The 25,155-nt window shown below is 37.1% G+C and carries 21 protein-coding genes; 3 read left to right on the top strand and 18 right to left on the bottom strand.

Going from position 1 to position 25,155, the window contains the following annotated elements; genetic code table 11:
- Positions 1–5 precede the first annotated feature (5 nt).
- From C1631_RS12965 to C1631_RS12905, 13 genes are all read right to left on the bottom strand, one after another.
- On the bottom strand, positions 6–1,412 hold the full coding sequence (locus tag C1631_RS12965) for a hypothetical protein (RefSeq protein ID WP_109712575.1): 1,407 nt from the start codon (positions 1,410–1,412) through the stop codon (positions 6–8).
- Positions 1,400–2,104: a hypothetical protein gene (locus tag C1631_RS12960; RefSeq protein WP_109712573.1), complete on the bottom strand. Its 705-nt coding sequence runs from the start codon at positions 2,102–2,104 to the stop codon at positions 1,400–1,402. The genes C1631_RS12965 and C1631_RS12960 overlap by 13 nt, the downstream gene beginning before the upstream one ends.
- Positions 2,104–3,930 carry a phospholipase effector Tle1 domain-containing protein gene (locus tag C1631_RS12955; RefSeq protein ID WP_109712571.1) on the bottom strand — a complete coding sequence of 609 codons (1,827 nt, stop codon included), beginning with the start codon at positions 3,928–3,930 and terminating at the stop codon, positions 2,104–2,106. The genes C1631_RS12960 and C1631_RS12955 overlap by 1 nt, the downstream gene beginning before the upstream one ends.
- A 19-nt stretch (positions 3,931–3,949) precedes the next feature.
- Complete coding sequence (locus C1631_RS12950) at positions 3,950–4,384, bottom strand: hypothetical protein (protein ID WP_109712569.1); 435 nt, start codon at positions 4,382–4,384, stop codon at positions 3,950–3,952.
- 177 nt (positions 4,385–4,561) lie between these two features.
- Entirely contained in the window at positions 4,562–5,059 is a 498-nt protein-coding gene (locus C1631_RS12945) for a DUF2931 family protein (protein WP_109712567.1), read from the bottom strand.
- Positions 5,060–5,140: 81 nt separating this feature from the next.
- A complete protein-coding gene (locus tag C1631_RS12940; protein ID WP_165828292.1) occupies positions 5,141–6,223 on the bottom strand; it encodes a DUF2931 family protein in 1,083 nt (360 codons plus the stop codon).
- A gap of 358 nt (positions 6,224–6,581) precedes the next feature.
- The gene (locus C1631_RS12935; RefSeq protein WP_109712563.1) at positions 6,582–8,441 is read right to left on the bottom strand and encodes a type VI secretion system Vgr family protein; all 1,860 of its coding nucleotides are present in this window, start codon (positions 8,439–8,441) and stop codon (positions 6,582–6,584) included.
- A gap of 261 nt (positions 8,442–8,702) precedes the next feature.
- On the bottom strand, positions 8,703–9,110 hold the full coding sequence (gene tssD / locus C1631_RS12930) for a type VI secretion system tube protein TssD (RefSeq protein ID WP_109712562.1): 408 nt from the start codon (positions 9,108–9,110) through the stop codon (positions 8,703–8,705).
- 274 nt (positions 9,111–9,384) lie between these two features.
- A complete protein-coding gene (locus C1631_RS12925; RefSeq protein ID WP_103248740.1) occupies positions 9,385–10,080 on the bottom strand; it encodes a VIT1/CCC1 transporter family protein in 696 nt (231 codons plus the stop codon).
- A gap of 79 nt (positions 10,081–10,159) precedes the next feature.
- Positions 10,160–11,080: a carbohydrate kinase family protein gene (locus tag C1631_RS12920; RefSeq protein ID WP_109712561.1), complete on the bottom strand. Its 921-nt coding sequence runs from the start codon at positions 11,078–11,080 to the stop codon at positions 10,160–10,162.
- 61 nt (positions 11,081–11,141) lie between these two features.
- A complete protein-coding gene (locus tag C1631_RS12915; protein WP_109712559.1) occupies positions 11,142–11,867 on the bottom strand; it encodes a hypothetical protein in 726 nt (241 codons plus the stop codon).
- 85 nt (positions 11,868–11,952) lie between these two features.
- Positions 11,953–13,302 (bottom strand): MFS transporter, encoded by a 1,350-nt coding sequence (locus C1631_RS12910; protein WP_103248742.1) that lies wholly within the window; start codon positions 13,300–13,302, stop codon positions 11,953–11,955.
- Positions 13,303–13,309: 7 nt separating this feature from the next.
- Positions 13,310–14,746 (bottom strand): mannitol dehydrogenase family protein, encoded by a 1,437-nt coding sequence (locus C1631_RS12905; RefSeq protein ID WP_109712558.1) that lies wholly within the window; start codon positions 14,744–14,746, stop codon positions 13,310–13,312.
- Positions 14,747–14,909: 163 nt separating this feature from the next.
- On the opposite strand from C1631_RS12905, the gene C1631_RS12900 reads away from it, so the two are divergent.
- Both C1631_RS12900 and lgt read left to right on the top strand, forming a co-directional pair.
- Positions 14,910–15,914: a LacI family DNA-binding transcriptional regulator gene (locus C1631_RS12900; protein WP_109712556.1), complete on the top strand. Its 1,005-nt coding sequence runs from the start codon at positions 14,910–14,912 to the stop codon at positions 15,912–15,914.
- Between the two features lie 142 nt (positions 15,915–16,056).
- Positions 16,057–16,893 (top strand): prolipoprotein diacylglyceryl transferase, encoded by an 837-nt coding sequence (gene lgt, locus C1631_RS12895; protein ID WP_109712554.1) that lies wholly within the window; start codon positions 16,057–16,059, stop codon positions 16,891–16,893.
- A 78-nt stretch (positions 16,894–16,971) separates the two neighbouring features.
- Here lgt and C1631_RS12890 read toward each other — a convergent pair whose 3' ends face one another.
- The gene (locus C1631_RS12890) at positions 16,972–17,727 is read right to left on the bottom strand and encodes an SDR family oxidoreductase (RefSeq protein ID WP_103249444.1); all 756 of its coding nucleotides are present in this window, start codon (positions 17,725–17,727) and stop codon (positions 16,972–16,974) included.
- 692 nt (positions 17,728–18,419) lie between these two features.
- Between C1631_RS12890 and C1631_RS12885 the strand changes: the two genes are divergently transcribed.
- Positions 18,420–18,842, top strand: a complete 423-nt coding sequence (locus C1631_RS12885) for a cold shock domain-containing protein (protein ID WP_109712552.1) — start codon at positions 18,420–18,422, stop codon at positions 18,840–18,842.
- Positions 18,843–18,954: 112 nt separating this feature from the next.
- Here C1631_RS12885 and C1631_RS12880 read toward each other — a convergent pair whose 3' ends face one another.
- From C1631_RS12880 to C1631_RS12865, 4 genes are all read right to left on the bottom strand, one after another.
- Positions 18,955–20,406, bottom strand: a complete 1,452-nt coding sequence (locus C1631_RS12880; RefSeq protein WP_109712550.1) for a TolC family protein — start codon at positions 20,404–20,406, stop codon at positions 18,955–18,957.
- The gene (locus C1631_RS12875; protein ID WP_109712549.1) at positions 20,387–23,509 is read right to left on the bottom strand and encodes an efflux RND transporter permease subunit; all 3,123 of its coding nucleotides are present in this window, start codon (positions 23,507–23,509) and stop codon (positions 20,387–20,389) included. Before C1631_RS12875 ends, C1631_RS12880 begins: the two co-directional genes overlap by 20 nt.
- A gap of 28 nt (positions 23,510–23,537) precedes the next feature.
- Positions 23,538–24,578 carry an efflux RND transporter periplasmic adaptor subunit gene (locus C1631_RS12870; RefSeq protein WP_228441205.1) on the bottom strand — a complete coding sequence of 347 codons (1,041 nt, stop codon included), beginning with the start codon at positions 24,576–24,578 and terminating at the stop codon, positions 23,538–23,540.
- Between the two features lie 107 nt (positions 24,579–24,685).
- Complete coding sequence (locus C1631_RS12865) at positions 24,686–25,018, bottom strand: hypothetical protein (RefSeq protein ID WP_123966675.1); 333 nt, start codon at positions 25,016–25,018, stop codon at positions 24,686–24,688.
- Between the last annotated feature and the right edge of the window lie 137 nt (positions 25,019–25,155).

Raw genomic sequence — 25,155 nt, 5'->3', positions numbered from 1 at the left:
ATATCCTATTTTTTGATTTTATCACGATTGATGCAATTTGTGTTAAACTTAAATACGTTAGTCTTCAATTCATTGTAATACACATTTCTTTCTGCCATCCCATTCCCTCCTCCATTTACAAATTTCGAAATTATACTAAGGTATTTATCTCCGTAATCTGAAACTTCATTCAAATTTTTGTGTAGTATTTCTCTATATTTTGTTTTATTAGCTTTTGAACTGTATTCAATAGTTTTATAAATATCCCAAAACCATCCCGCTGAATCGATCGCAAAAAATAAATTATTAGCTAATAATCCGGCACTATCTACATCTATTAAATCTACTACTTTCTCCTTTATTTTCCTCTTTTTTTTATCTAAAACAGGCTTTCCATCTTTATCAAACTTAATTTTCGTATAAATATATTTTTCTTGGTATTGCTTTTTCCTATTGAATAATTCATCAATCTTTTTTCCTTGTAACAATTGAAGCTTTTTTGAAATCACATAACTAAAATATTCTTTTTGTTGATCTCTCCAAGTCAATTGCATTGCCCCTCGTCCCTTATACCTTGGACCATCACCAACTTCAGTGTGCCCATGTTGTTTCGATTCAGGATGATTCCCCGGATCATATCCTACGCCGCTAGCGTATTCCAAAGTTGTTCCCAATCTGGCAGTTTCATGATAACATTGTGCAAAAAAATGTATTTTTCTGATACAAGTGTTAATATGATAAGTTTTAAACATTGCATTTATTTCAACAAGTAATCTTTCATCTGTTTTATCGGATTCTTGTAAAGGGCAATTTTCATCATCAAATATTGCTGTAGAATTTTTCTTTTCAGATGCTCTGAGTTGCTTTATAATCAGTTTTAATTCATCTATTGTCAAATCCCTGTCACAATAACATCTCTTATCTTCCTTTTGCTCCGGCACCGGCGCCCCCTTTGCATCTATACTTTCCGGAGCATTTACTTGTCCGGAAGTTACAAATTCTATCTTCCCTGTTTCCGGTGGTACACTTCCAGGCATTTTTCCTGTTCCCGGTAAAGTAGATTTCTTTAACAGAACATAATTTTCCTGAACTTTTGCAGTCCCAAAATCCTGCCACTCTGTAAGGGCAATCATTTGAAAACCATCATCAAAAATAAAATTGGGGATTTGCTTTTCCACAATGGTTCCTGTCAGTTTATCCTGTGTTGTTGGCACATTACTCAACACTTTAAATGTTCCCATGTGAGCATTGAATTTTATTTTCGCCCCATCTATGGCCAATAATAAACCTTCTTCCTTTTTATCTTTTTCTTCATTTTCTGCCCGTTGATCATCCATCTTCTGTTGATTATCTGCCTTCATCTGATTCTGTGCCGAGGTCTGATTATGAGTTTCAGGAACATCTCCTTCACCATCGTTCTTTAACCTATCCATAATAATGAATGTTTTAAATGAGAATTCTGTTTTTTAATCTCAATAAAGCCTTCTTCATATTGATCCCCTTTACAGACAAATACCCCTCTGAAATCCTCCACTTCTGTTTGTTCAAGATTTTGAGCACTGATTTTTAAAATCATTTTATCTCCCACTTTCACAGGAGTCATTATTTCTGTAAATCCTTCTGAAGATTCTCTTTTTCTTTTTGTATCAAATGATTCTAATAAACCATTGAAAAGCAAGCCAAACATATTATACCCTCCTAAAAAATCAATGAGTTTTCTTTCATCTTCGAGCAGACTGCTTACCCTGCTGAAATAATTATCAACAGCTTCTCCTTTATGTGTCTTTGATAATTCGTTTTGAATTTTAAGCCATCTCATCCGTAAGAAAAGCAGGTTATCGACTGCTGTAATATTTCCTTCCGCATCTACTTTACATTCCAGTTCATCGAATAAATAACTGATTTTTTTGATCAACTTACCCATTGCATCTTCTTCGTCAGAGAAATTAAAATCAACCACTAAAACCTGAAACTGATGTTCCTCTTTTACTTTCCCATAATAATAAACCTCAATTTGTCTGGCATAGCTTTTTGTGATCCTATAAACGGGATTTTTTTGCTCCGTGAAAATCGTTTCCAGCCTGTATATTTTCTGATGAAGGTTTTGCAATATGTTAAGCATCATTACGGATATATTACTCTTTCATAATTACTATTAGGGTCCATCCCCATCCAATCCCTGTTGGCAGACCAATGGAGGTACTGATTACGGATAATCCTCAACAAAGTTTGAGGATGATAAGCTGTAACCGTAACTTCTTGTAAAGTGGTCGTTTTCATTTTATTACCATTTTCATCTAACGGCGGACCAGGCACAGATTCCTGTACCGGTTCCGGGCTATTGAGTCTTTGTAATGCTCTTTCTTGCTTTTCTTTTTCGTATTCTTCATCTGTCTGGAAACTCCATTTTTGTCCATCCTCAAAAACATAATGATGTAATAGATCTTTCGCGGAAGGCAGGTATTGATCGTGATCTATGGAATAAGTTGTTTCTGTTTTTAACATCAATTGATGATCATACAATTCCTTCCCTTGTTCTTCCATGAAATGAAGTGGGATATAGCTGTATTCTTTTCTTAAAAAACGGATTCCGGTAATCTTGCGATATACTCCTCCCAAAGTCAGAACGTTCAGGAAGCTATTATTAATTTCAATTTGCTTATCTGTAAACCAATGCTCATCGATCAGATGTTGCATGCGTTTATTTAAAAACCATACCGGTTTATGATTAGATGTCTCTATTTCATCAACAGTTTCCATTCCGTTTTCATACGCTCCGCCGATATCACAATGAACTCCCGGAAACTCTTTTTCAATACTACCCGGGAATCTCGTTAACGAAAAGTTTTCCCTGTGCTCATTACCTGCTGTAAAGTGAACCGCTCTGAAATAAGACCCTGGATTCAACAGCTGTAACTGCTCTACATCATCTCCGAAATTGTACGAAGATCCTAACGTAGAATGTTTCATTCCTTCCCATCCCACACGTCTGATTCCTCCCATATCACCATATTCCTCATAAGAGGATACCGTATCATATACTCCGATAAAACGAACATCCAGATCTAATTCTTCAAGTTGCTGTTCTGATAAAATTCTCTTGCTTAAAAGATAATATCCTAAAAAACCAAATTTTGGAAGTTTACCATCTTTAATATATTTTGGATCTACTTCTGTATTATCTTTATCTATCCAAATATCTCCATATTCCGGAACCGTTACTGGGCCTTCACGAGAATCTATCTGAGTGTATCCTACCACCTTTCTGGATTTTTTTATCTCAACATCTTTTGGTCTTTTGTTATAACTGTTGATTTCGTAAGAAAAATTTCTTGCGGCGGCTGCTCCACGGCTAAATCCAAAAGTATCAATGGTAATCTTTGTCACTTTTACTTTACCATTTGCATCAAGAATAAGCTTTTTGATTCTTTCAGCGGCCATTTCACATCCTTTCCTTACCTTTCCCCGTACGCCGGTTTTACCAGAGCCATATTGAAACCCATCATCCACATCTCTGCTGTTATCCAGTGTCCCGATTCCTTCTACATAGACTCCATACGTTTTTTGTCTACAACATTGGTACATCCTGGCCACATTGGTATAGTCATTACTGAAACTGTTATCAACCCCCTGTTTATCTAACCATCCTCTGTGGCTTGCTTTGAGATATCGTTCATATTCACCATCATTATCAGTGATGTCTTTATTGGCCAGCTTTTTATATTCCTTTTCCTGTTGGGCTCTCGTTTTTTCGATCTCTTCCTCTTTTCTCAGGATCTCATCATTGGAATCGGTACTTTCCATTTTATTCTTTCCATCCCTGTACTTCATCCTTAACTCACTATTTTTCAAGTTATTTAAAGTTCCATCAAAGAACACCCCTATTTCCAGATGCAATTCATCTACAGGAGGTTTAGCATTGCCAGTGTTGTATACAAATGTCTTTCCCATAGCCAATCAGGTTTTGTTATCAATTAGTTTTATACTTTACTTTAGATTTGAACATTTCTAAATTCTCTGTTTTAATGAAAGCTTCTTTTCCATTCTCTCCCTTTAATAAAACAGTAAAGAAACTATACGCTTCATTTACTTTAACAACGATACTTGCTCTGGTTGATTTAGGATCATCACCAAATACTTTAGTAAAGGCCTCAAAAGCCGATTTTTCATCAAGACTACTTCCGGCTTCATACCTGATTTGATCTGATCCTACCAAAGAAAATGAAATAGTAACTGGTATTGCTCTCCATTCACTCTCCGTTAACGGATTTCTTTCCGCATCCAGCTGCTCCCATTCACCATTAACAGCTGACATTCCAACATCTGTCAATGGGTTTAGTTTAGCATTTTCCGGCAACTCAAAGACAGGTTTCCAACTGTATCTTATTCTGTAAGTATCCCACAAACCAAATGGAATTTCTTTTCCTTTATTTTTCTCTCTCAGCTCGGCAGGGATTACCTTGCCATTATTAAATACTTCATCAAGGTAATCTTTCCTCCAGAAACGGTTTTCATGGCTATCCAGCTTAGCAATTTCCGATTCAGGAATCGTTACTTTTTTTCCCTGGTATCGGCCTACTTCCTACTGAACTCCAACACCAACTACCCAGACCACTACCACACCTCCGGGAGCCATTCCAACACAAATTTCTTTATAATTCAAATGCTTAATATTACCACTACCACTGGTTGCTTTTATTTGATAGCCCTTACTGAAATACTCTTTTATTTTAGCGGTATCAATAGCCGTATCAATCATATAAAACTGGTTTTCCATATATGACATCCAGACAAAATCCAGTCGGGCGGGAAGACTTTTAAAACCATTTCCCATTCCATGGTTGATAGCGCCCCAAGAATCATCCCCTTGTATGATACCAAAGCTTAATCCTACCCATTCCCCACCTTCGCATTCTATTCCTCCTTTGTATACTTCCATCGGGTATCCCAAGGGAGCAGAGGTCCCTTCAGTCCATTCATATTTTGTCATAGTTTTAGTTTTTTTATCGTCTTTTTTCTCCTGACACGAGATCTGGGTAAAAAGTAAAAAGCTTAGTAAATATTTTATTAACTCGTTCATTGGTCGTAAATGATTAATAGCTATTTTAGCTTTACTTTATCGAAAGATCATTATTAATAAATTTATCTGTTGATCTTTTCTTTAAAAAACTTCTACTGTATCCGTCTTTATAAAAGCTTCTTTTCCATTTTCACCTCTTAGCTTTATTGTAAAATAGCTGTTAGCCTCATTAACCTTAACAATAATATCAGCCTTAGTTGAGTTAGGATCATCACTAAATATAGCTTTAAAAGCTTCGAAACTTGAGTTTTCATTTAGATCACAATTTGCGCCATACACTTTATTATCCATACCAACATAGTCAAAAATAATCCTTCTTGGGATTGCTCTTTGTTCATTTTCAGCCAATATACTTTTTGAAGTGTCAAATTGTTCTTTTTCACCATTAATTGTAGATATCTTAACATTTGCTAATGAATTGAGCTTACCCTTTTCAGGCAGTTCGAAAACAGGTTTCCAGCTGTATCGTATTCTGTAAGTATCCCACAAACCAAATGGAATTTCTTTTCCTTTATTTTTCTCTCTCACCTCGGCAGGGATTACCTTGCCATTATTAAATACTTCATCAAGGTAATCTTTCCTCCAGAAACGGTTTTCATGGCTATCCAGCTTAGCAATTTCCGATTCAGGAATCGTTACTTTTTTTCCCTGGTATCGGCCTACTTCCTTCTGAACTCCAACACCGACTACCCAAACTACCACTACACCTCCGGGAGCCATTCCAACACCAATTTCATCATAGTTTAAATGCTCAATTTCACCGCTGCCATTTGTCACTTTTGTATCATACCCTTTACTGAAATACTCTTTTATTTTAGCCGTATCAATAGCGGTATCAATCATATAAAACTGGTTTTCCATATATGACATCCAGACAAAATCCAAGCGGGTGGGAAGACTTTTAAAACCATTTCCCATCCCATGGTTGATAGCGCCCCAAGGACCATCCCCTGGTATGATACCAAAGCCTAATCCTACCCATTCCCCACCTTCGCATTCTATTCCTCCTTTGTATACTTCCATCGGGTATCCCAAGGGAGCAGAGGTCCCTTCAGTCCATTCATATTTTGTCATAGTTTTAGTTTTTTTATCGTCTTTTTTCTCCTGACATGAGATCTGGGTAAAAAATAAAAAGCTTAATAGATATATTAATATTTTGTTCATTCTTAAAATCTTAGTAATTATTTGTATATTTTTTGATATCATTATTCTTGTTTTCAGGAGCATAACCACGGAACTATAATCAGTAAGATCACGGATATGATGATAAAGCCAATACCATCTGAATAAATACAAAACACTGTAAAATCGCTTATTGTTTTTTTGTTCTTTTGGGCTGTTATTATAAATGGCAGAAAAAACAATATGGGCAGAAAAGCTCCGCAAAGCCATACAGCCAGCCAGCCGCAATCACCATCACCATATCCTGTAGAATCCATAACACTTAATGTAATGATACCGATAAGTATAACCGAAAACACAGAGGAGAATAAAGCAATAAGTATCTTTTTTAACATAGAATTTAGCCTTTATTCACTTTAGCATCTATTTTACCCAACATTTTGGCTACTCCTGAACTCTGCAACAGAATGTCACCATTTTTGGCTTTGTGAGTAGTGGTAGAAGTTGTTTCCTTCAAGTCACCAGTTACATTAATGGTTTTATTCTCGTTAACGGTTTGTTTATAATTTTTTGAGGTGAACTTGTGATCATTGATAATATTAGTAGTATTATCATTTCCAACGCTTGTTTTCATATCTTTACCGACATTAATATTCAGATTCTCACCAGCATTAAATGTCATATTCTTTGGAGCAGTGACAACGATATTACCTTTTCCATCCATAAAATAATTATTTCCGCTAGGATCAATAATATTAACACTGCCTTGTTCATCATTCATCAGAATTCTGATTCCGCTTCTGGTTTGTATTGATTTTAAATGGTTATTCACTCCACCTCCCATTGCAGTACCTCCATGAAACATTCCTCCCATAACAAAAGGACGATCCGGATGGTTGTGTACAAAGCCTATCATGACCTGATCTCCAACTTCAGGAACTGCTACATATCCTCTGTTTTGAGTAATCTGATCTGTTCCACCGGCATCCGGAGCCATCATTCTGATAAAATTTGTAGTATCATGAAGCTGCCAGTCGAATCTGACGCTTACTCTTCCCTGCTCCAGGGGATCTGTATTGGAAATAACCGTTGCAATCTGGGGCTGTGCAATAGGTATTGTAAAATCTGGGGTAGGAATATATCCTGTATCTGAAGCGATTGCCTCAAATTGTCCTTTATAGCGTCCTAATCCATCAACTTCATGGATCACTTCTGTCATCATTAATTTGGTAAAATAAGCACTGCTGTTTGTACCTGTTTTTCGCATATTGATATCAGCAACACATCCGGGATGTAAAAATGGAATGGTAGTACCCCCCGAAACGGTAAAGACTTCTACGGCTTTGCTTCCCGCTGTGCTGGTTTGAGAAATTACCACATCCATATCAGTCGCTGCTTTGATAGGAGCCACCTGCAATGAGGGAGTTTTGAAGATTCCTTCATTATTCTGGTACGCTGTTTTTGCTAAATTCCCTACATGCTTTATAGGAGTAGCTCCTGATGATAACTTAGCATTCGAACTGCTGTTATATCCGTAAAAACTGGGTTTAATATGTACTGCTTTCAACTCTACATTGACATCAGAAACGTTACTTCCATATACTAATTCTAATGCTTTATTCTGTGGAGGCATATTTCCGAAATGCAGTACTTCACCATCATAATAAAACTGTTCACCATAGGCTTCTGCCATTCTGCAGAGATAATTATAATGAGTTTCGTTATACTGAGCGCTATATAAAATCTGGGAAGAGGCTTTTGCATTCACTTTCACATCAAACTTACCACTATCAATTCCTTGTTTAATCACTTCGGAAGCAATAATTCCCATATTGACAGGTTTTTCGCCACCAAAACTTTGGGTATGTGGAGCGGCGTCTAATAAAATAGTGGGGCTTTGGCCTTTCAATACAATATTTCCAAGGCTATGATTTTCCTGGCTGAATCCTACTTTTGTAATAACTCCAACAAAGGTTCTTTCAGGGCTTCCGTCTACATCTTTATATTTAAAAACAACAGTTAAACGTTTCCCTAAAAACTGTTGGGCTTCTTCCAAATCGTGATTTTGAATACCACCTAAGGTATCATGAGCTAATGTCAATTCAAAATCATGGTGTTTCTTCACACTCTGCTTTAAGTGGAAGTGCTTGAAGTGTTTAATCATTTTCCCTTCAATCACTATATCCAGCTTCACCACACGGTTGATTCCGGGAATATGATTCTCGGAAATCTTTTCAGAATTCGAGGTATTTTTATTCATATGAGATGAGGTGTTTGTTAAAGATCTTTACTCTTACAATAATTTTAAAAATAAATGACCTTTTTATAAAGTTATAAATTTTTCACAATACAAAACCAATTTCAACCAATCTTATTTCAAAAATAAAAGCAATTTCATAACAAATATTCAATGAGATTTATTCACTCTGATCGTGATAATAACAGACAAAAAAACAGAACAGCGTCCTTAGCGGATGAACTATTCTGTTTTCTTATTTAAGTTTTTTAAGTGATCGGATTCTTATGCAGAGGGCCAAGCTCCATCATAGGAAGAGTTTCCAAGATCAATTTGTTCTGCACTTACGACAAAAGAAATATACATACTATTTTCGTCCACTGCATCGAAGTCTACTTCGTGCTGGATTACATAACCGTTTTGCCACTTTAGTGTTGTTAAAGTACCTTCTTCGTGAGATTTGTTGAAAGTAACCTCTCCTACGGTCGGTTTGTATTTTCCATTAAGAAGACTTTCCAGAATATCAGATTTTTCTGTAGCTTCCACTGTAATTTTGATTAATGCGTTGGAAGGATCTGATGCTACACGTCCTGAAACGTCTGTAGATCTTGCTACAGTATAATTAAGCTTTAAAAGCTTTTGCCCTTCGCCGTTGTTAAATTTTAAGATTCCTCTTGAGTTTCTTTCTGCCATGATTGTAAATTTTAATCGTTAATATTTTGTGATTTGTTATTGGTTATATCACCAAATTTAGATGTATTAAATGAGCCTGAAGAATATTTTCAGACAAATATGAAAAAGTGTAGTATTTCTACGACTAACACTTGTTAGGCTTAATACAATCTATAAATCAATTAATTACATCAAAATCTACTACTCTATCTACGATAAACACCGATATTTTAAAGCTAAAATTTAATATATCATAAACAACAACGAACAATATTTTTAGATTATCTCCCCTTTTTTAAGCTATATTCACGCCAAAAAGAAGCCCTACCAATGCTGTAATTCCCATTGCTACGGTACCCCAGAAGCAAATTCTCAACATAGCAATTCCAACGTGTGCTCCTCCTGCTCTTGCTGAGATAGCTCCCAGAAGCATTAAAAATATAATTGAAAATCCATATTGGAAATACACCATTTGTTTAAGAGGAGCCAAAAGAGAAACGGTAAAAGGCAATAATGCTCCTACAGCAAATGATCCGAATGAAGCAATAGCTGCTTGTAAAGGTTTGGCCTGCGTTATCTCATTGATTCCTAATTCATCCCGGGCATGGGCACCCAAAGCATCATGTTCAGTAAGTTCGATGGCTACCTGCATTGCCGTTTCTTTACTACATCCTCTTTTTTCATAGACTTTGGCAAGTTCACGAAGTTCTATTTCCGGCATTTCTTCCAATTCCCGTTTCTCTCTCATCAAATCAGCTTTTTCGGTATCCTCCTGAGAGCTTACAGAAACGTATTCGCCGGCAGCCATTGACATAGCACCAGCAATCATTCCGGCTAGGGCAGCAAGAATAATGATATGACGTTCGGGTTCTGCTGCTGCGACACCGATAACAATACTTGTTGTAGACAATAACCCGTCATTGGCGCCCAATACCGCCGCCCGAAGCCAGCCTACTCTGTTTACGTAATGTTTTTCTAACTGATGATGCATACCTTTTGTTTTGGTGGTAGGCTAAAGTTACCAAATGTTTCATCAAGAATCATTTTAAATTAACATGAGATTTCCCGCTTTAGTGTAAAGCTGATACAGGATATTCATTTTTGAACCTGATAAAATCTTCTAATGAATATTCCGGACATGCTCCTTCCTGCGATGTAATGAAGGCGCCGAGTGAAACAGCCTGAGTCATCATTTCATGAACTGTGCTTCCTTTTTCTAATTTTTTGGAAAGAAATCCTGCCAGAAATGAATCCCCGCTCCCCACAGTATCTTTTACGGTAACCGGAATTGTAGGATATAGATAAAAATTCCCATCAGAGGCATACAGAGCACCTTTGCTTCCTTTGGAAATAATAATTTCACCCAGATCAAACTGGTCCTGAAGATATTGTATCCCATCTTCTTCAGTAGTGTATTCTTTTCCAAGAAAATCCAGCATCATACGCATTTCTGCTTTGTTGAATTTGGCAAGATGGGTTTTATGGAGTAGATCTTTAATCATTCCAACCTCATAATAAGGTTCTCTGAGGTTGATATCAAAAACATTATAATTGCTGATTTCAAGTAATTGGAACAAGGTATTTCTGGATTTTTCGTTTCGGGCTGCAAGAGTTCCGAATACAAACACATCTGTTGTCTTAATGACTTCCCTATTTTCTAAAGTTGTTTCAATAAAATCCCACGCTACCCTTTCCACAATATCATAATGAGCATCGTTATTTTCATCTACTGTAGCAACTACCGTACTTGTTGGGTACTCTGTATTAATCTGGACATGATCTGCAGGAATATTCCAGTTTTTCATTTTATCCAAAAGATCACGCCCAAGCTGATCGTTACCGATACTGCTTATCATATTGACTTCTACGCCCATTTTGGAAAGATGATAGGCTACGTTAAAAGGTGCACCGCCTACTCTTTTCTGCTCTCCCGGAAAAATATCCCAGAGCACTTCTCCAAAACAGATGGCTTTATTTTTTTTGTATTCCATTATATAAAAGTAATTAAATGTATTGATTTTGTAAAAAATTTACTATCTGTATTTTCTTGTTTCAGAATGAATAAACCTGTACAGAAAACTGAAGAAATGCATTATTGTTAACCGGATTCCACATTCCCCAGATCCCGAGGGGAATTTTATATCCTTCGATGGTAAAGCTTTTTGAAACAATAAGACTTACCTCATTGAAACCAGAGTCTTTAGCAAAGAAATTATTTTTTTCTCCATAACTGTCTAAGGCAAAAGCATAGCCTACTCTTCCTCTTACTTCAAGATTATCTTTTTTGTATACAGGATATTCTCCCGAAACAAATGATGAATATTTATTCCCTGTGTTTTCACTGTTTCTGTCTCTTCCGAAAACAACTGTGTTCCAGCTGAGAACTAAAGGAAACTGATCACTTATGGTATAATAAGATCTGAAATCCCAAAAACGCCCGGTTTCTCTCGCAGAATAATTAAAAAATTCCTTATTGTTATAAGTGGCTCCGGGTGAAAAGTTATAAATATCCCATAATTCCAATGTAAGGTGCTTATTCTTATATCCTATATAGTTATTGAATTCTTTGTAAGAACCATCAACATTACCGCCAGCCCAAAATCCTGCATAAAAATTCTTATAATCAAGATGTAAATCTCCGGTATAAATAAGTCCGGCAGAGACTTCAATTCCGCGCCATAAATGGCTGTTACGAAGCTGTAATGCTGAATGCACTTCCTGTGCACCTAAACAGCTTCCTACAAAAGAGGAAACAAATAGTAAGTAGTTTTTTAACATGATTCAAGTGTTTTTAAGGCAGTAGTTATCCTGTATCCTGTAATAGTCTACAGGATAATTACATGAGTTAAAAGAAAATATATGATTAGTGAATGAGGTCCTTTTCTCTTATACGCGATCCAAACAGCGCATAGGTAAGCATAAGCAGTTCACAGATTACGGTAAGCCACCACGTCCATCTCCATGAACCTAAAATATCTGCCAAACCTCCCTGAATAAGCGTAAATACAGCTCCGCCAAATACAGCAGAAATAAAAATACCGGATGCTTTTGAAGTATATTTATTCAAACCTTTGATGGAAAGTGTATAAATACAGCTCCACATGGATGAATGCAGAAGGCCGATTGCAACAAGAAACCAAAGATTCTGGGTAATCATAGATATCAGGGCAAGAATGGTTGCCAGCACTGTGGTTGTAATCAATTGAGTTCTTGCGGAAATTTTACTAAAGAAACTTGATACCGCTCTTCCTACAAGGAAACCACCCCAGTATAATGTGGATAATAAGGCATGAATTCCCAAATCCATTCCTCCTACAATGATATCTGTTTTTCCGAAAAATGTGATAGGATGGCCAGAATCCATCAGCTCAAAAGCGTACAGATTAATATTAGCTCCTATGGCAACCTCTGTTCCTACATAAAAAAAGATAGCCAAAACTCCCAACACAAAATGCCTGAATGACCAGATACTTCTTTCAAGCTTTTCCTCTCCCACAATCCTTGTATGAGCAAGATCAGGAAGATGAAGCTTTTTCGTGATGATCATTACGGTAAGTATGCAGACAATCAACACCGAAAGCGGAAACAAAAGCTGTCTGATTTCTATATTCTCAATGGAAATTCCGCTGAACATGACTACAGTAACAAAAAAAGGCGCAGAAGTAGTTCCGATAGAATTGATCGCTGTCAGAATATTCAAGCGCTGTACGGGCTGAGTTCCTTTCAGTTCATATGAAGCTGCATAAGGATTTACAACTACCTGAATGATTGCTGCTGAAGTCCCCATCAGATAAGAACCAATAACAAAAATGATGAATCCAAAAGGGATAACAGCATCTTTTATTCTAAATTTAAAATCTGGGTAATGATCTCCGAACCATGATGAACACAGATACATAAAGAGACCTGAAATCATAAAAAAAAGCCCACGCAGAATTGTATTCTTATATCCGAAGGCATTTACCCATTTACTTCCCAACGTTCCGTTCAGAAGATATCCTAAAAAGAAGAAAAAGGAAATCAGGGTCGTAAATGTGTTTTTAAGACTACCTGCATGGCTCAGGAAAGTAAATTTCAGGGGAGCCTGCAGCTGTTCATTCACAGTGGTCAGAAAACCTACAATAAAATAGATAAACGTAATGATCACAAACGGCAGTATCGCATTGTTTGTTTTATTATCTGAAGAAACGAAATCTGAAGAATTGATCTGCATGGCTTAATTATTTTATGATGGATTGTAAAACTGAATCTGTCCCTGAGTTTTTTATATCTTCAACAAAGCGATTGTATAATTTCATAAACTGTTCAGAAGCTTTTAGCTGGACTCCTTTAAAAGCTGACAACTCCAGAAAGTCCTGTGGATTATCACTAACAATAAGTTTCTGATCGCTCTCAGTAATCCAGGGTTCTGCTGTCTCGAATACATTACCCTGATCGTCTGTTTTATATTTAAGATAATGTCGGTAAGAAGCGATAAGAAATGCAGGTCTGGTAAGGTCTTTTGCTCCTTTTATCATTTTACCCAGGTTTGGAACGATATATACCGGGAATTTTGAAATCCCGTCGAAGCACAAACGGCTCACCTGATCACTTACACTATGATTGGCGAATCTTTCGATCAGTGTTTGCTTGTATTTTTCAAGATCTGTATTTTCAGGGGCAGGAACGAAAGGAGTACTATCTGTATCCATAAAATCTCTGATGAATTTTACAAGATTTTGATCCTCCATTGCCTGATCCACTTTACGGTAACCCATTAGGAAAGCCGGATAAGATAATAAGGTATGGGAAGCATTCAGTAAGCTTAGTTTCATATTTTCAAATACGGTTACATCATTTGTAAACTCTACACCTACCCTTTCCCATGCGGGTCTTCCTGCGATAAAATCATCTTCAATAACCCATTGTGCAAAGTCTTCACAATATACGGGAGCACGGTCATCTGTCCCATTCCGTTTGTTTAATCTTTCCACGTCTTCCGCGGTTGTTGCCGGAGTAATACGATCTACCATACTGTTGGGGAAAGTTACATTTTCCTTTACCCATGCGGCCAGTTCTGAATCCTGTGCTTCTATAAATGACATAAAAGCTTTTTTTGTTGTATTTCCGTTATGCTGAAGATTATCACATGAAAGTACAGTCATTGCTCCTCCATGTTGAATTTTTCTCTGGCGTAATCCTTCTGCAACGAAGCCAAAAACAGTTTCAGGACGGGAAGGATTCTTCAGATCATGCTGTATTTTCTCATCACCTACTATAAATTCTCCGGTTTTTTTATCCAGATTATAGCCCCCTTCTGTAATTGTTAAAGTGATGATTTTGACAGAGGAATCTGCAATTTTTCTCACAACAGATTGCGGATCTTCTACCCCCCAGATCAGTTCCCGCAAAGACCCTATTTTATATACCTCATCTTTTCCGTTTCTTCCACAAATGGTAAGAGAATACTGAAGATTCTGAGCTCTTAAATTCTTTACGATCTTTTCATCTGCTGGTAGCAAACATACTCCACAAATTCCCCAATCTTTCTGATCTTCATCATTGAGCAGCATATTGGTATAAAACTGCTGGTGAGCCCTGTGAAAGTTTCCTACTCCAATATGTAAAATTCCTGTGCGGGTTTCCGACACCTCATCGTTGTAATAAATCATACTCATAATCGTAAAATTGTTATCATATTAACCAATTCGTTAAAACTATATTAACAAATGGTTAACCGGTCCTTTTTTTTACAAAATTCAAACTGGGAACGTTCCCAAAAATCCGGGAACGTTCCCAATTGTCTATTTTTTTATTATTTTTAGCCAAAAAACAAGGCTGATGAGACGTATTACGATTAAAGATCTGTCCAAATTTTTGTCATTATCTACCTCTACCATCTCCAGAGCACTTCTTCATGATAAAAATGTGAATGAAGAAACAAGAAAAAAGGTGCTGGATGCAGCTGAAAAATTGGGGTATAAACCCAACCTTACCGCTTTGAACTTACAGTCTGGACAATCCCGGACAATAGGGTTTGTAGTACCGGAAATGATTACTCCTTTTTCATCCACTGTACTGAAAGGAATTCAGAATATTCTGTACCCTCTCGGATACCGTATCATCATCACTCAGTCTGATGAAGACCCTCTTATTGAGAGAAAAAATCTTCAGCTCATGGAAGAGTTTAATGTAGATGCCATTATTATTAATCTCTGTCATGAAACCCAGAATAACGACATCTACCAAAAGATTATGGATAATGGAACTCCTTTAATATTCTTTGACCGAATTCCTCACAAATCCCTGGATGTTTCGAAGGTTATTATTGATGATTCTATTAAAGCTTCATTAATGGTGGAATACTTAATTAAGACTAAAAGGAAAAAGATTGTACATATCATGGGACCTTCAACCATCCGAAATGCTGTAGAAAGAGTAAATGGTTATAAGCGCATTCTTATGAAATACAATATTTTTGATGAAAACCTGGTCGTACAGACCGATGGAATGACCTTCGAACATGGGAAAAAAGCAGTTAAACAACTATTGAATAAAAATATAGAATTCGACAGTATTTTTGCTTTCAGTGATACCCTTGCCATGGGAGCCATGAATTTTCTTCTTGAACAAAAAGTAAGAATACCCGAGGAAGTTGCTATTGCAAGTTTTTCCGGAACGGAATTGTCGACCATGGTATATCCTCAGCTGACCAGCGTACAGCAGCCTTTGGAAAAAATGGGTGAAGCCGCTGCAGAACTGGCATTGGAAAAGATCAAAAACAATATGCTTCCAAGCAGATCTATACTAATGGATGCGGAACTGGTTTACAGAGCTTCTACTTAAATGACTTCAGTACATATACATTTTTGTAGTCTATCGGTCACAAAGGATGTAAAAACATTCATAACAGACTGTCATTTAAAGAGTAAATTCATTAAACTGCACTATTCTGTCCACAAATTCCTATTTTCTTATCTTTGCAGCAATGAACTTATTATACATCAACTGGGATATTAATCCCGAAATCGTCAATATCTTAGGACTTCCTATAAAATATTACGGATTACTTTTCCTTGCAGGGCTTGTTTTATCACTCAATATTTTAAAAAAAATTTATAAAAAAGAAGGTCTCAGCACACAGGCTCACGAAGCGTTATTCTCTTACGCCCTTATAGGAATTTTAGTGGGAGCAAGACTCGGTCATTGTCTTTTTTATGATTTTGATTATTATTCCCAGCATCCGATTGAGGTATTTTTACCTATTCAGAAAGGGCACGATGGAGCTTATCATTTTACAGGATTTGCAGGTCTTGCCAGTCATGGTGGTGGTATAGGATTGGTTATTATGCTTCTGATATATGCGAGAAAGTTTTCAATCCCATTGATGACTGTTTTGGATGCCATAGCGATTGTACTTCCGTTGGCCGGTACTTTTATCAGACTGGCCAATCTTATGAACTCTGAAATCCTTGGAGTTCCTACTGATGTTCCATGGGCGTTTATATTCCGTCAGGTAGATGATCTTCCGAGACATCCTGCCCAGCTTTATGAAGCCATCTCTTATTTTATCATTTTCCTTTCTGTTTATTTTATTTATAAGAAAAATATCTTTAAAATAGGAAGAGGTTTCTATTTTGGAATCAGTATTCTTTTGATCTTTATAATGAGAATCGTAATTGAATTTATCAAGGTAGACCAGGTAGAATTTGAGCACGGGATGAGTCTGAATATGGGGCAGCTCCTGAGTATTCCTTTTGTTCTTCTTGGATTATTTTTTATCATCAAAAGTATCGTGGAAAAAGCAAAGGCAAAGGCTTTATAGTTTCCCTTTCTTTATCAAATATAAAAACTCACTGAAGCGTTTTCAGTGAGTTTGTTTTTTTACATGATATTAAAACAATTATCTTGTGGTATATCCTCCATTGGCAAAAATAGTCTGCCCCGTAATCCACCATCCGTCGGTTACTAAAAACTCCACCAGTGGAGCAATGTCTTTGATGTCGGTAAGCCCACCTAATGCAGCAGCCGATTTATGGTAAGCAACTGCGTCATCAGTTTCCTGACCATAGAAGAAAGGGGTATCCATTGGTCCCGGAGCAACTGCCGTTACAGAAATACCTCTTGATCCGAACTCTTTGGAAGCAGCTCTTGTAAAATGCTCTACCGGAGCTTTGGCACCTGCATAAGTAGAATACAAACCTGTGTACGCTGCCAGCAATGAAGTTACAATTGTACAAATTTTTCCGTTATCATTCAGTTTTTTACCAGCCTCCTGCAGGAAAAAATAAGCCGATTTTGAATTTACATTGAACATGGTGTCATATTCTGATTCCGTAGTATCTGTAAATGGCTTTTTCAATACCATTCCCACTGTATTGATCGCAATGTCGATTCCACCAAAACGCGAAATCGTCTCATCAAAGAACTTCGTCAGGTTTTCTACTTTGGTCAAATCTCCCTGAAATAGAAATGCTTCGGCACCGAGTGCCTGAACTTCTGCCAGTGTTTTCTCGCTCTCTGCTTTAGAGCCCTCACTATTGTAATGAATCGCTAGTTTTGCTCCTTTCGCAGCAAAATCCTTACTTAACAATCCTCCTAAATTTTTGCCCCCTCCGGCGATTAAAACAACTTTTCCTTTTACATTTTGTGTTGACATTATTTTTAATTTTTAAATGTTAATGAAGCAAAGATGGGCAATAATATTCACCACAGTATGGTGAATTTTTCGGAAATTCCACATAATATAAGAGCTCAACAGTTAAAATAAAATCAAAGTTTTTCAAAAATTCTCTCTTATCATTATGATATTCTCTACCAGACACATACAATTTATCATACGGTTATCAAATGAAATTTACTCTAAAAACCTCTACCAACAGTGAATTTTAGGCACAACATTTGATACTTTGCATATGTATCGTACACCACATTCATACAAGAATATATTTTTTTTCATAATCCTCAGATTGCTGGGGATTTTTATTTTTCCTTTTTAATACGGCTTCTTCATTACAACAAAACATTTTTATAAAATTCTTAATAATAACCTTTTCTGATAATCAATCATTTAAAACCGCATTATTCATTTTATTGTTGTATATTTGCATATTATAATCAAGTCACTACTTTGTTTTTCTGTAACGACTCAAATAATTCATTCAGTCCTTGCTTTTTTGAGCAGCCATATTTTTAACTTTTATTCTTCTATTAAGAACAATACTTGTCGGAATTTTAAAGCTCTGGATGATTGGAAAAATCCAAGAACAGGAAACATCGACGGGCTTTATGGTCTGCAACAGATCAGTTGAACTTATATAATTTATAGAAACTAAATACTAAAAATAATTTATGGCAGATTCTTTTTCTAAAAAGGAAAATTTCAAGAAAAAAATTCAAAAGCAAAAAGAAAAGGCGCTAAGACGCGAAGAACGTAAAACGAACAACAACAAAGGAGCGGAGGATGTCTTCATGTATGTAGACGAATTCGGAAGATTAACTTCTACTCCCCCTGAACAAAGACAGGAAATAAACCTTGAAGATATTCAGTTGGGTGCAGCTCCTATCATTGAAGAAGATCCAAGAAAATTAGGAATCATTACTTTCCTAAGTGAAAAAGGGTATGGTTTTATTACTGAAGACAATAGTAAAGAAAATATCTTTTTCCACAACAACAATTGTTTAGAGCCTGTAAAGAAAGGAAACAAAGTTTCTTTTGAGAAAGAGAAATCTCCAAAAGGATTCTCTGCAATCAATATACAGATTGTTAAATAAATAATCATTTATTACGAATATAAAAGCCACCTTTTCAGGTGGCTTTCTTTATACATCGTAAAAATAAAAATGGGCCGGTTTCCGAGACTGATAAACTCTGTTTTCTCTTCTTTTACTCCAGTTTTCCACCCAATGCTTTAAACAACAGCACATTATTTCTGGTGTTCTGATGCTGGAATTGCAGCAGATCAAGTTCAGCAGTTAGTTTGCTTTTCTGGGAATTGATCAGTTCAAAATAATTGGCATATCCCGTCAAATAAAGGTCGTTGGACACTTCTACTCCACGATCCAGAAAACCTACTTCTTCAGACTTTAATTTCAAAACACGTTCATAAATTTTAGTTTGTTTCAAAATAGATTGAAGCTCATTGAATGCTGTGGTAATACTTTTCTGATAGTTTAGAAAAGCGATTTCCTGCTCTTTACTTGCCACTTTGAACTCGTATTTCAACTGTCCTTTATTAAAAACCGGAACCATAAGACCTCCCAGCAACTGGCCGGCTAAAGAACTTGGTTTGAAAAGGGTTTCAACAGAAAAAGAATTCAAACCAAAACCTGCACCAAGATCTATTTTTGGATAAAAAGCTGCTCTTGCTGCTTTGGCATCAGCCTGAGAAGCTTCCAGTACATAATAATTGGCTGCGACGTCCGGACGTGAGTGAATAACAGCTTCCACATTAATGTTTTTATTTAAAACATCCATATTAGTGGGCATCAAGGTCTTTCCTCGTTTTACATCACCACCATAACTTCCTGTAAGAGTGGTAATGGCTTGTTCTACTGTAACAATTTCGACTTTAATATGTTCAATTTCAGCAAGCCAGTTGTTATTTTGTGCTTTAAATTGTTGTACTGCAAGTTCAGTGGCTTTTCCGACTTCACGTTGTGCTAAAACAATTTCAAAAGCTCTTTGTTGCAGGTTATAGTTCTTCTGATAAATAGCCAGACGATTGTCTAAAGCCACCAATTGGTAATATAAATTGGCAATATCAGTAAAGAGTTCTACCTGTAAGAGCCTCAAACCTTCCGTAGAAGCCAGGAATTTCTTTTGAGCAGCTATCTTTTTATTTTTTAATTTACCCCATGCGTCAATCTCCCAGCTGCTTCTGCCTCCCAACCAGTAATTAGGAGTAAAATCCCTGTTGATTTTCTGTTCTTCGGTAATGTTGGGAGAAAGGTTAGTATCGTAGTTGCCCACACCTTCCATGGTGTATTTTCCATATCTGTTCCCTGAAACCTCAGCACCCACTTCAAGAGAAGGTAAGAGATCCATTTTTGATCTCTGAAGAAAGCTGTTTGCTATTTCTACTCTTTGTTGGGCAATCTGAAAATCAGGGTTGGCCTGAACTACTTTATCAAAAAGTTCCAGCAGTTGTGGCTCTGTAAAATAAGCTTTTAAATTCAACTGTTTAAAATCATCTGAAGTAGTTTCTTTTCCGGTTTTAATCAATTCCGCGGGCAGCGCATGAGCTTTTTTTATCTCGGTGACTTTCGGTACTGCACATGAGATCAGGCTTATTGCAGCCATTCCTAATACTATATTTCTAAGATGTAATCGTTTCATTTTTCTTCTTATTTTCAAGTTTTGCAAAGAATATATAGAGTCCCGGAATGACAACCAATCCGAAGATCGTTCCGATCAGCATTCCTCCTGCCGCCGCTGTACCAATAGAACGGTTTCCAATAGCTCCGGCACCTGATGCGATGCATAAAGGAATAAGCCCTGCCACAAATGCAAAAGAAGTCATCAGAATAGGACGAAGACGCTGCTTTGCTCCTTCAATAGCAGCCGGAACAATATCAAACCCCTGTTTGTTTCTGGCTACGGCAAATTCTACAATCAAAATGGCATTTTTCGCCAAAAGACCAATCAACATGACCAGCGCAACCTGAGCATAAATATTATTGTCCAACCCTGCCAGAACCAATGCTATATATGAGCCAAAAATCCCGGTTGGAAGGCTTAGCAATACAGGCATCGGAAGAAGAAAGCTTTCATACTGTGCCGCCAGTAAAAGATACACAAACAACAGACAGATCAGGAAGATATAAACAGTCTGGTTTCCTGATAGAATTTCTTCTCTTGTCATCCCCGACCATTCAATATCAAAACCTCTTGGAAGTGTTTGTTTTGCAACACGTTCCACCGCTGCAATAGCATCTCCGGAACTATATCCATCCGACGCTTCTCCATTGATCATCGCAGACATATACATATTGTACCGGGTTAATACTTCAGGTCCATAAACTTTTTCCATGGTAATAAATGTTGAGAACGGAACCATTTCTCCTTTATCATTTTTTAAATACAGATTCAAAATACTCTCAGGGGTATCCCTATGCTCCGGACTTGCCTGCACCATTACTTTATACATCTGGCTAAATCTGATAAAATTGGTTGCATAATAAGAACCCAACATTGTTTGCAACGTTGACATCGCATTATCCACAGAAATTCCTTTCTTTGCAGCCATGTCATAATCCACATTGATCATATATTGTGGAAAGGTGGCATCAAAGCTGGTAAAACTGTTCTGTAGTTCCGGTGCTTCATTCAGCTTTTTAACAAAATCTTTGGTGATTTTATCTGTATTCTCGATCGTTCCTCCGGTTCTGTCCAGCAAACGCAATTCAAAACCACTGGTATTTCCGAATCCCGGAACGGTTGGTGGTGCAAAGATTTCGATCTGCGCATCTGCAATACCTTTTGTTTTTTCTGAGAGTTCAGCAATCAGATCATTGACTGAAATACTTCTTTGCTTCCAGTCTTTAAGGTTAATCATTGCCATTCCGTAAGATGCTCCTGCAATCTCTGTTACAATGCTATATCCGGCAAGTGTTGTTACATTTTCTACCCCTTCGATCTTCTTTGCCATAACAGTTACTTCATCCAGTACTTTCTCTGTTCTTTCTACGGTTGCTCCCTGTGGTGTGGTTACACTCACATACACCATTCCCTGATCTTCCATCGGAATAAATCCTGTTGGAAGAAACTTACTGGTTACAAACGTCAATGCAATAAATAAGAACAGTAAACCAAAGGTAACTGTAGTTCTTGTTGCAAATTTTGATAAAATGCTGACGTAGCCATTTGTTAAACGGTCAAACCCTGTATTAAAACTCTGGAAAGCCCTGTCAACAATCGTTTTCTTTTTGTCGTGAGCATGAGGTTTTAAAATAATAGCACAAAGAGCCGGAGTAAGCGTCAAAGCGTTGACCCCTGAAATCACAATACTAATCGCTAACGTTAATGAAAACTGTCGGTAAAATACCCCCACAGGACCATCCAGAAAGGCTACCGGAATAAATACGGCCGACATTACAATGGTTATTGCAACTACTGCTCCCGCAATTTCCTTAGTGGCGCTTATTGTGGCATCCAGGGCATTCATCCCATCTTCCATTTTAACGTGTACGGCTTCTACGACGACAATTGCATTATCTACGACAATTCCGATGGCAAGAACAAGGGCAAATAAAGTCAACAGGTTTACCGAGAAATCAAGCATATTCATAAAGGCAAAAGTACCTACCAAAGCTACCGGAACTGCCAGAACAGGAATTAATGTTGAACGCCAGTCCTGAAGGAATATAAAGACTACAATTCCTACCAGAATAAAAGCTTCAATCAAAGTGGTCAATACCGCGCTGATGGAGGCATCCAGGAATCTGGAAACATCATAAGCCATGTTATACTCCATTCCCGGAGGGAAAGAAGAGACTTTTAATTCTTCCATTTTTGCTTTTACACTCTCAATCACTTCGGAAGCATTGGAGCCCGGACGTTGTTTCATCATAATGGATGCAGAAGGTCTTCCGTCTGTTTTGGAAACCATTCCGTAATTCATTGCCCCGAATTCTACTTTAGCAATATCTTTCAGTTTTAAGATGGTTCCGTCCACATCAGACCTGATCGGAACTTCTTCATACTGCTTAGGTTCAAAAAATTTACCTTTATACTTGATTACATACTGCAACTGGCTGGAAGTCTTCCCTGAAGTTTCACCCACTTTTCCCGGCGCTGCAGAGATATTCTGCTTCTGAAGAGAATTGATCACTTCATCTGCAGAGATATTATAAGCAGCCATCTTCTGCGGATCCAGCCATACTCTCATGGAATATTCTTTTTGTCCCATGATCTCGGCACGTCCTACCCCATCAATACGCTTTAGCTCCTGAAGAACATTAATATCTGTAAAATTATAGATAAACTGTTCGTCCTGACTCGGATCTGTACTTGTGATATTAAGATACATCAACATACTGTTTACCTCTTTTTCCGTGGTAACTCCCGCTCTGATTACTTCTTCAGGAAGCTCATCAAGAATAGTGGTTACCCTGTTCTGGACATTTACTGCTGCTACATCAGGATCTGTTCCCACCTCGAAAAACACCTGAACAAGTGTAAGCCCATCATTTGAGGTAACTGTAGACATATACGTCATTCCCGGAACCCCGTTGATAGCGCGTTCCAGTGGAAGAGCTACGGCATTTGCCGATACTTCGGCATTGGCTCCTGTATATTTGGCTGTTACCGTTACAGAGGGAGGTACAATATCCGGAAACTGTGTAATAGGCATCTTCAGGAGTGCCATAATTCCCAGGAGTACAAATAATATGGAAATAACCAACGAAAGAACCTTTCGTCTTATAAACATTTCTACCATTGTCAATTGATTTAAAAATTATGAAAGGCTATACCTTCTTTTTGATTTTAATGATATCACCGTCTTTTAGAGACTGGGTACCCTCATAAATGATTAAATCACCTTTTTTAAGGCCACTTTCCACCATATAGGAATCTCTGAGAGTTGTTCCGATCGTAATATTGGTCATTTTCACCTTATTCTGCTTATCCAGTACAAATACATAGGTTTTATCCTGAATGGAGAATGTGGATTTTTGTGGAATTAAAATGGCATTATTCTGCTGTTCCGAAATGATCAGCTTTCCTGAAGTCCCATGTTTGATCAGACGATCAGGGTTGGGAAACAATGCTTTATATCTGATAGAACCTGTTGCTCTGTCTATTTCTCCTTCCGCAGTTTTTAAAGCTCCGTTAAACTGATAATTGACCCCATTGGGTAATGTCAACTCAATTTTCTGATGGTTTCCTATTTTATCCTTGGCCAAGAGCTCGAAGTATACATTTTCCGGAATAGAAAAATAAGCATACACCTCATTCAGCTGCGACAAGGTGGTCAACAACGTCCCGTTTTCTACCAAACTCCCGTCTTTGAGGGGAATAACGTCAATAACTCCGTCAAAAGGTGCGGTGATCTTCGTAAAGCTTATCTTTTGCAACACTGCTTTCTTTTCTGCATCGGCAAAAGCATGTTTGGCTTTAGCTGATGATAATTTTGCTTTTACCATCTCCAATTCGTTGTTGGCAACAAATTTCTTCGCATGAAGACTCTGGATTTGTTTCAGCTCTACTTCAGCAATACGGACATCAGCTTCCGTCTGTTTTAATGCTGCATTGGCCTTCAATAATTCCATTTGTAACTCGGCATCATTAATTTTAAACAGGGGTTGCCCCTGGCGTACAAATTGTCCTTCGTTAACGTAAATATGCTGTATAAGCCCTCCGATTCTTGAACGCATTTCAACATTCTTTTTAGCCTGAATATCTGTAACAAAATGGTTACTTACCAAGGTATCCTTTTCTTTAATTTCAAGTATCGGGACTTCTTTTTCTTTCTGACTGTTTTTTTCCTTGTTTTTACTGCATGACACAGCGAATAATGTTGCAAAAGTGCAAATTATTACATTTTTAAAATACATCTTAAAATGTTTAAGTTATAAAAAATTCGTTAAAATAAACTGGATTTCAATAACTTACATTAATACAACTGGAGGAGATGGAGAAAGGATTTAACTCCACAAATAGTAGATAGTGAAATTTCAGGAAGTGTAATTTTCGGGCTTACTTTTATGATTGCCGAAAAATCTCCTGTTGCATCTTCATCCTTGCGGGCAGAATATTTTACAATTTTTGAGGCTGCAGGTAATGCATGGGTATTCATATCTGCCTCCTCATAGACATCCAAAAGATGAATATTGCTTACAGGGGGGAGGTGAGGAATATTATTCAATGACTTTTCTGCCCAATTCGAATTGAAAAGGGTAAAAACCAATATAATATAGAATATGATAAATGACCTCAGACCTGCCATGTCACTGGAATACTTGTTTTTTTTAGTAAAAACGATAGTGCCGCAAAAATAGGTATTTTTGCCCGGAAAAGAGGCCATTTAATTGTTAAAAAAACTTAAACAATTGAAGAATACAGCAGATTTTAACTATGAAAGGT

Origin of the sequence: Chryseobacterium phosphatilyticum (genome assembly GCF_002899825.2) — a bacterium.
GTDB lineage: Bacteria > Bacteroidota > Bacteroidia > Flavobacteriales > Weeksellaceae > Chryseobacterium > Chryseobacterium phosphatilyticum.
This window is presented reverse-complemented; position numbering and strand designations above follow the sequence as displayed.

Coding starts and splice junctions, on each gene's coding strand:
- C1631_RS12935 (WP_109712563.1), bottom strand. CDS start 8,441: ATGAATAAAAATACCTCGAATTCTGAAAAGATTTCCGAGAATCATATT.
- C1631_RS12965 (WP_109712575.1), bottom strand. CDS start 1,412: ATGGATAGGTTAAAGAACGATGGTGAAGGAGATGTTCCTGAAACTCAT.
- C1631_RS12960 (WP_109712573.1), bottom strand. CDS start 2,104: ATGATGCTTAACATATTGCAAAACCTTCATCAGAAAATATACAGGCTG.
- C1631_RS12905 (WP_109712558.1), bottom strand. CDS start 14,746: ATGAGTATGATTTATTACAACGATGAGGTGTCGGAAACCCGCACAGGA.
- C1631_RS12915 (WP_109712559.1), bottom strand. CDS start 11,867: ATGTTAAAAAACTACTTACTATTTGTTTCCTCTTTTGTAGGAAGCTGT.
- lgt (WP_109712554.1), top strand. CDS start 16,057: ATGAACTTATTATACATCAACTGGGATATTAATCCCGAAATCGTCAAT.
- C1631_RS12925 (WP_103248740.1), bottom strand. CDS start 10,080: ATGCATCATCAGTTAGAAAAACATTACGTAAACAGAGTAGGCTGGCTT.
- C1631_RS12910 (WP_103248742.1), bottom strand. CDS start 13,302: ATGCAGATCAATTCTTCAGATTTCGTTTCTTCAGATAATAAAACAAAC.
- C1631_RS12875 (WP_109712549.1), bottom strand. CDS start 23,509: ATGGTAGAAATGTTTATAAGACGAAAGGTTCTTTCGTTGGTTATTTCC.
- C1631_RS12865 (WP_123966675.1), bottom strand. CDS start 25,018: ATGGCAGGTCTGAGGTCATTTATCATATTCTATATTATATTGGTTTTT.
- C1631_RS12880 (WP_109712550.1), bottom strand. CDS start 20,406: ATGAAACGATTACATCTTAGAAATATAGTATTAGGAATGGCTGCAATA.
- C1631_RS12885 (WP_109712552.1), top strand. CDS start 18,420: ATGGCAGATTCTTTTTCTAAAAAGGAAAATTTCAAGAAAAAAATTCAA.
- tssD (WP_109712562.1), bottom strand. CDS start 9,110: ATGGCAGAAAGAAACTCAAGAGGAATCTTAAAATTTAACAACGGCGAA.
- C1631_RS12920 (WP_109712561.1), bottom strand. CDS start 11,080: ATGGAATACAAAAAAAATAAAGCCATCTGTTTTGGAGAAGTGCTCTGG.
- C1631_RS12900 (WP_109712556.1), top strand. CDS start 14,910: ATGAGACGTATTACGATTAAAGATCTGTCCAAATTTTTGTCATTATCT.
- C1631_RS12945 (WP_109712567.1), bottom strand. CDS start 5,059: ATGAACGAGTTAATAAAATATTTACTAAGCTTTTTACTTTTTACCCAG.
- C1631_RS12940 (WP_165828292.1), bottom strand. CDS start 6,223: ATGAACAAAATATTAATATATCTATTAAGCTTTTTATTTTTTACCCAG.
- C1631_RS12890 (WP_103249444.1), bottom strand. CDS start 17,727: ATGTCAACACAAAATGTAAAAGGAAAAGTTGTTTTAATCGCCGGAGGG.
- C1631_RS12955 (WP_109712571.1), bottom strand. CDS start 3,930: ATGGGAAAGACATTTGTATACAACACTGGCAATGCTAAACCTCCTGTA.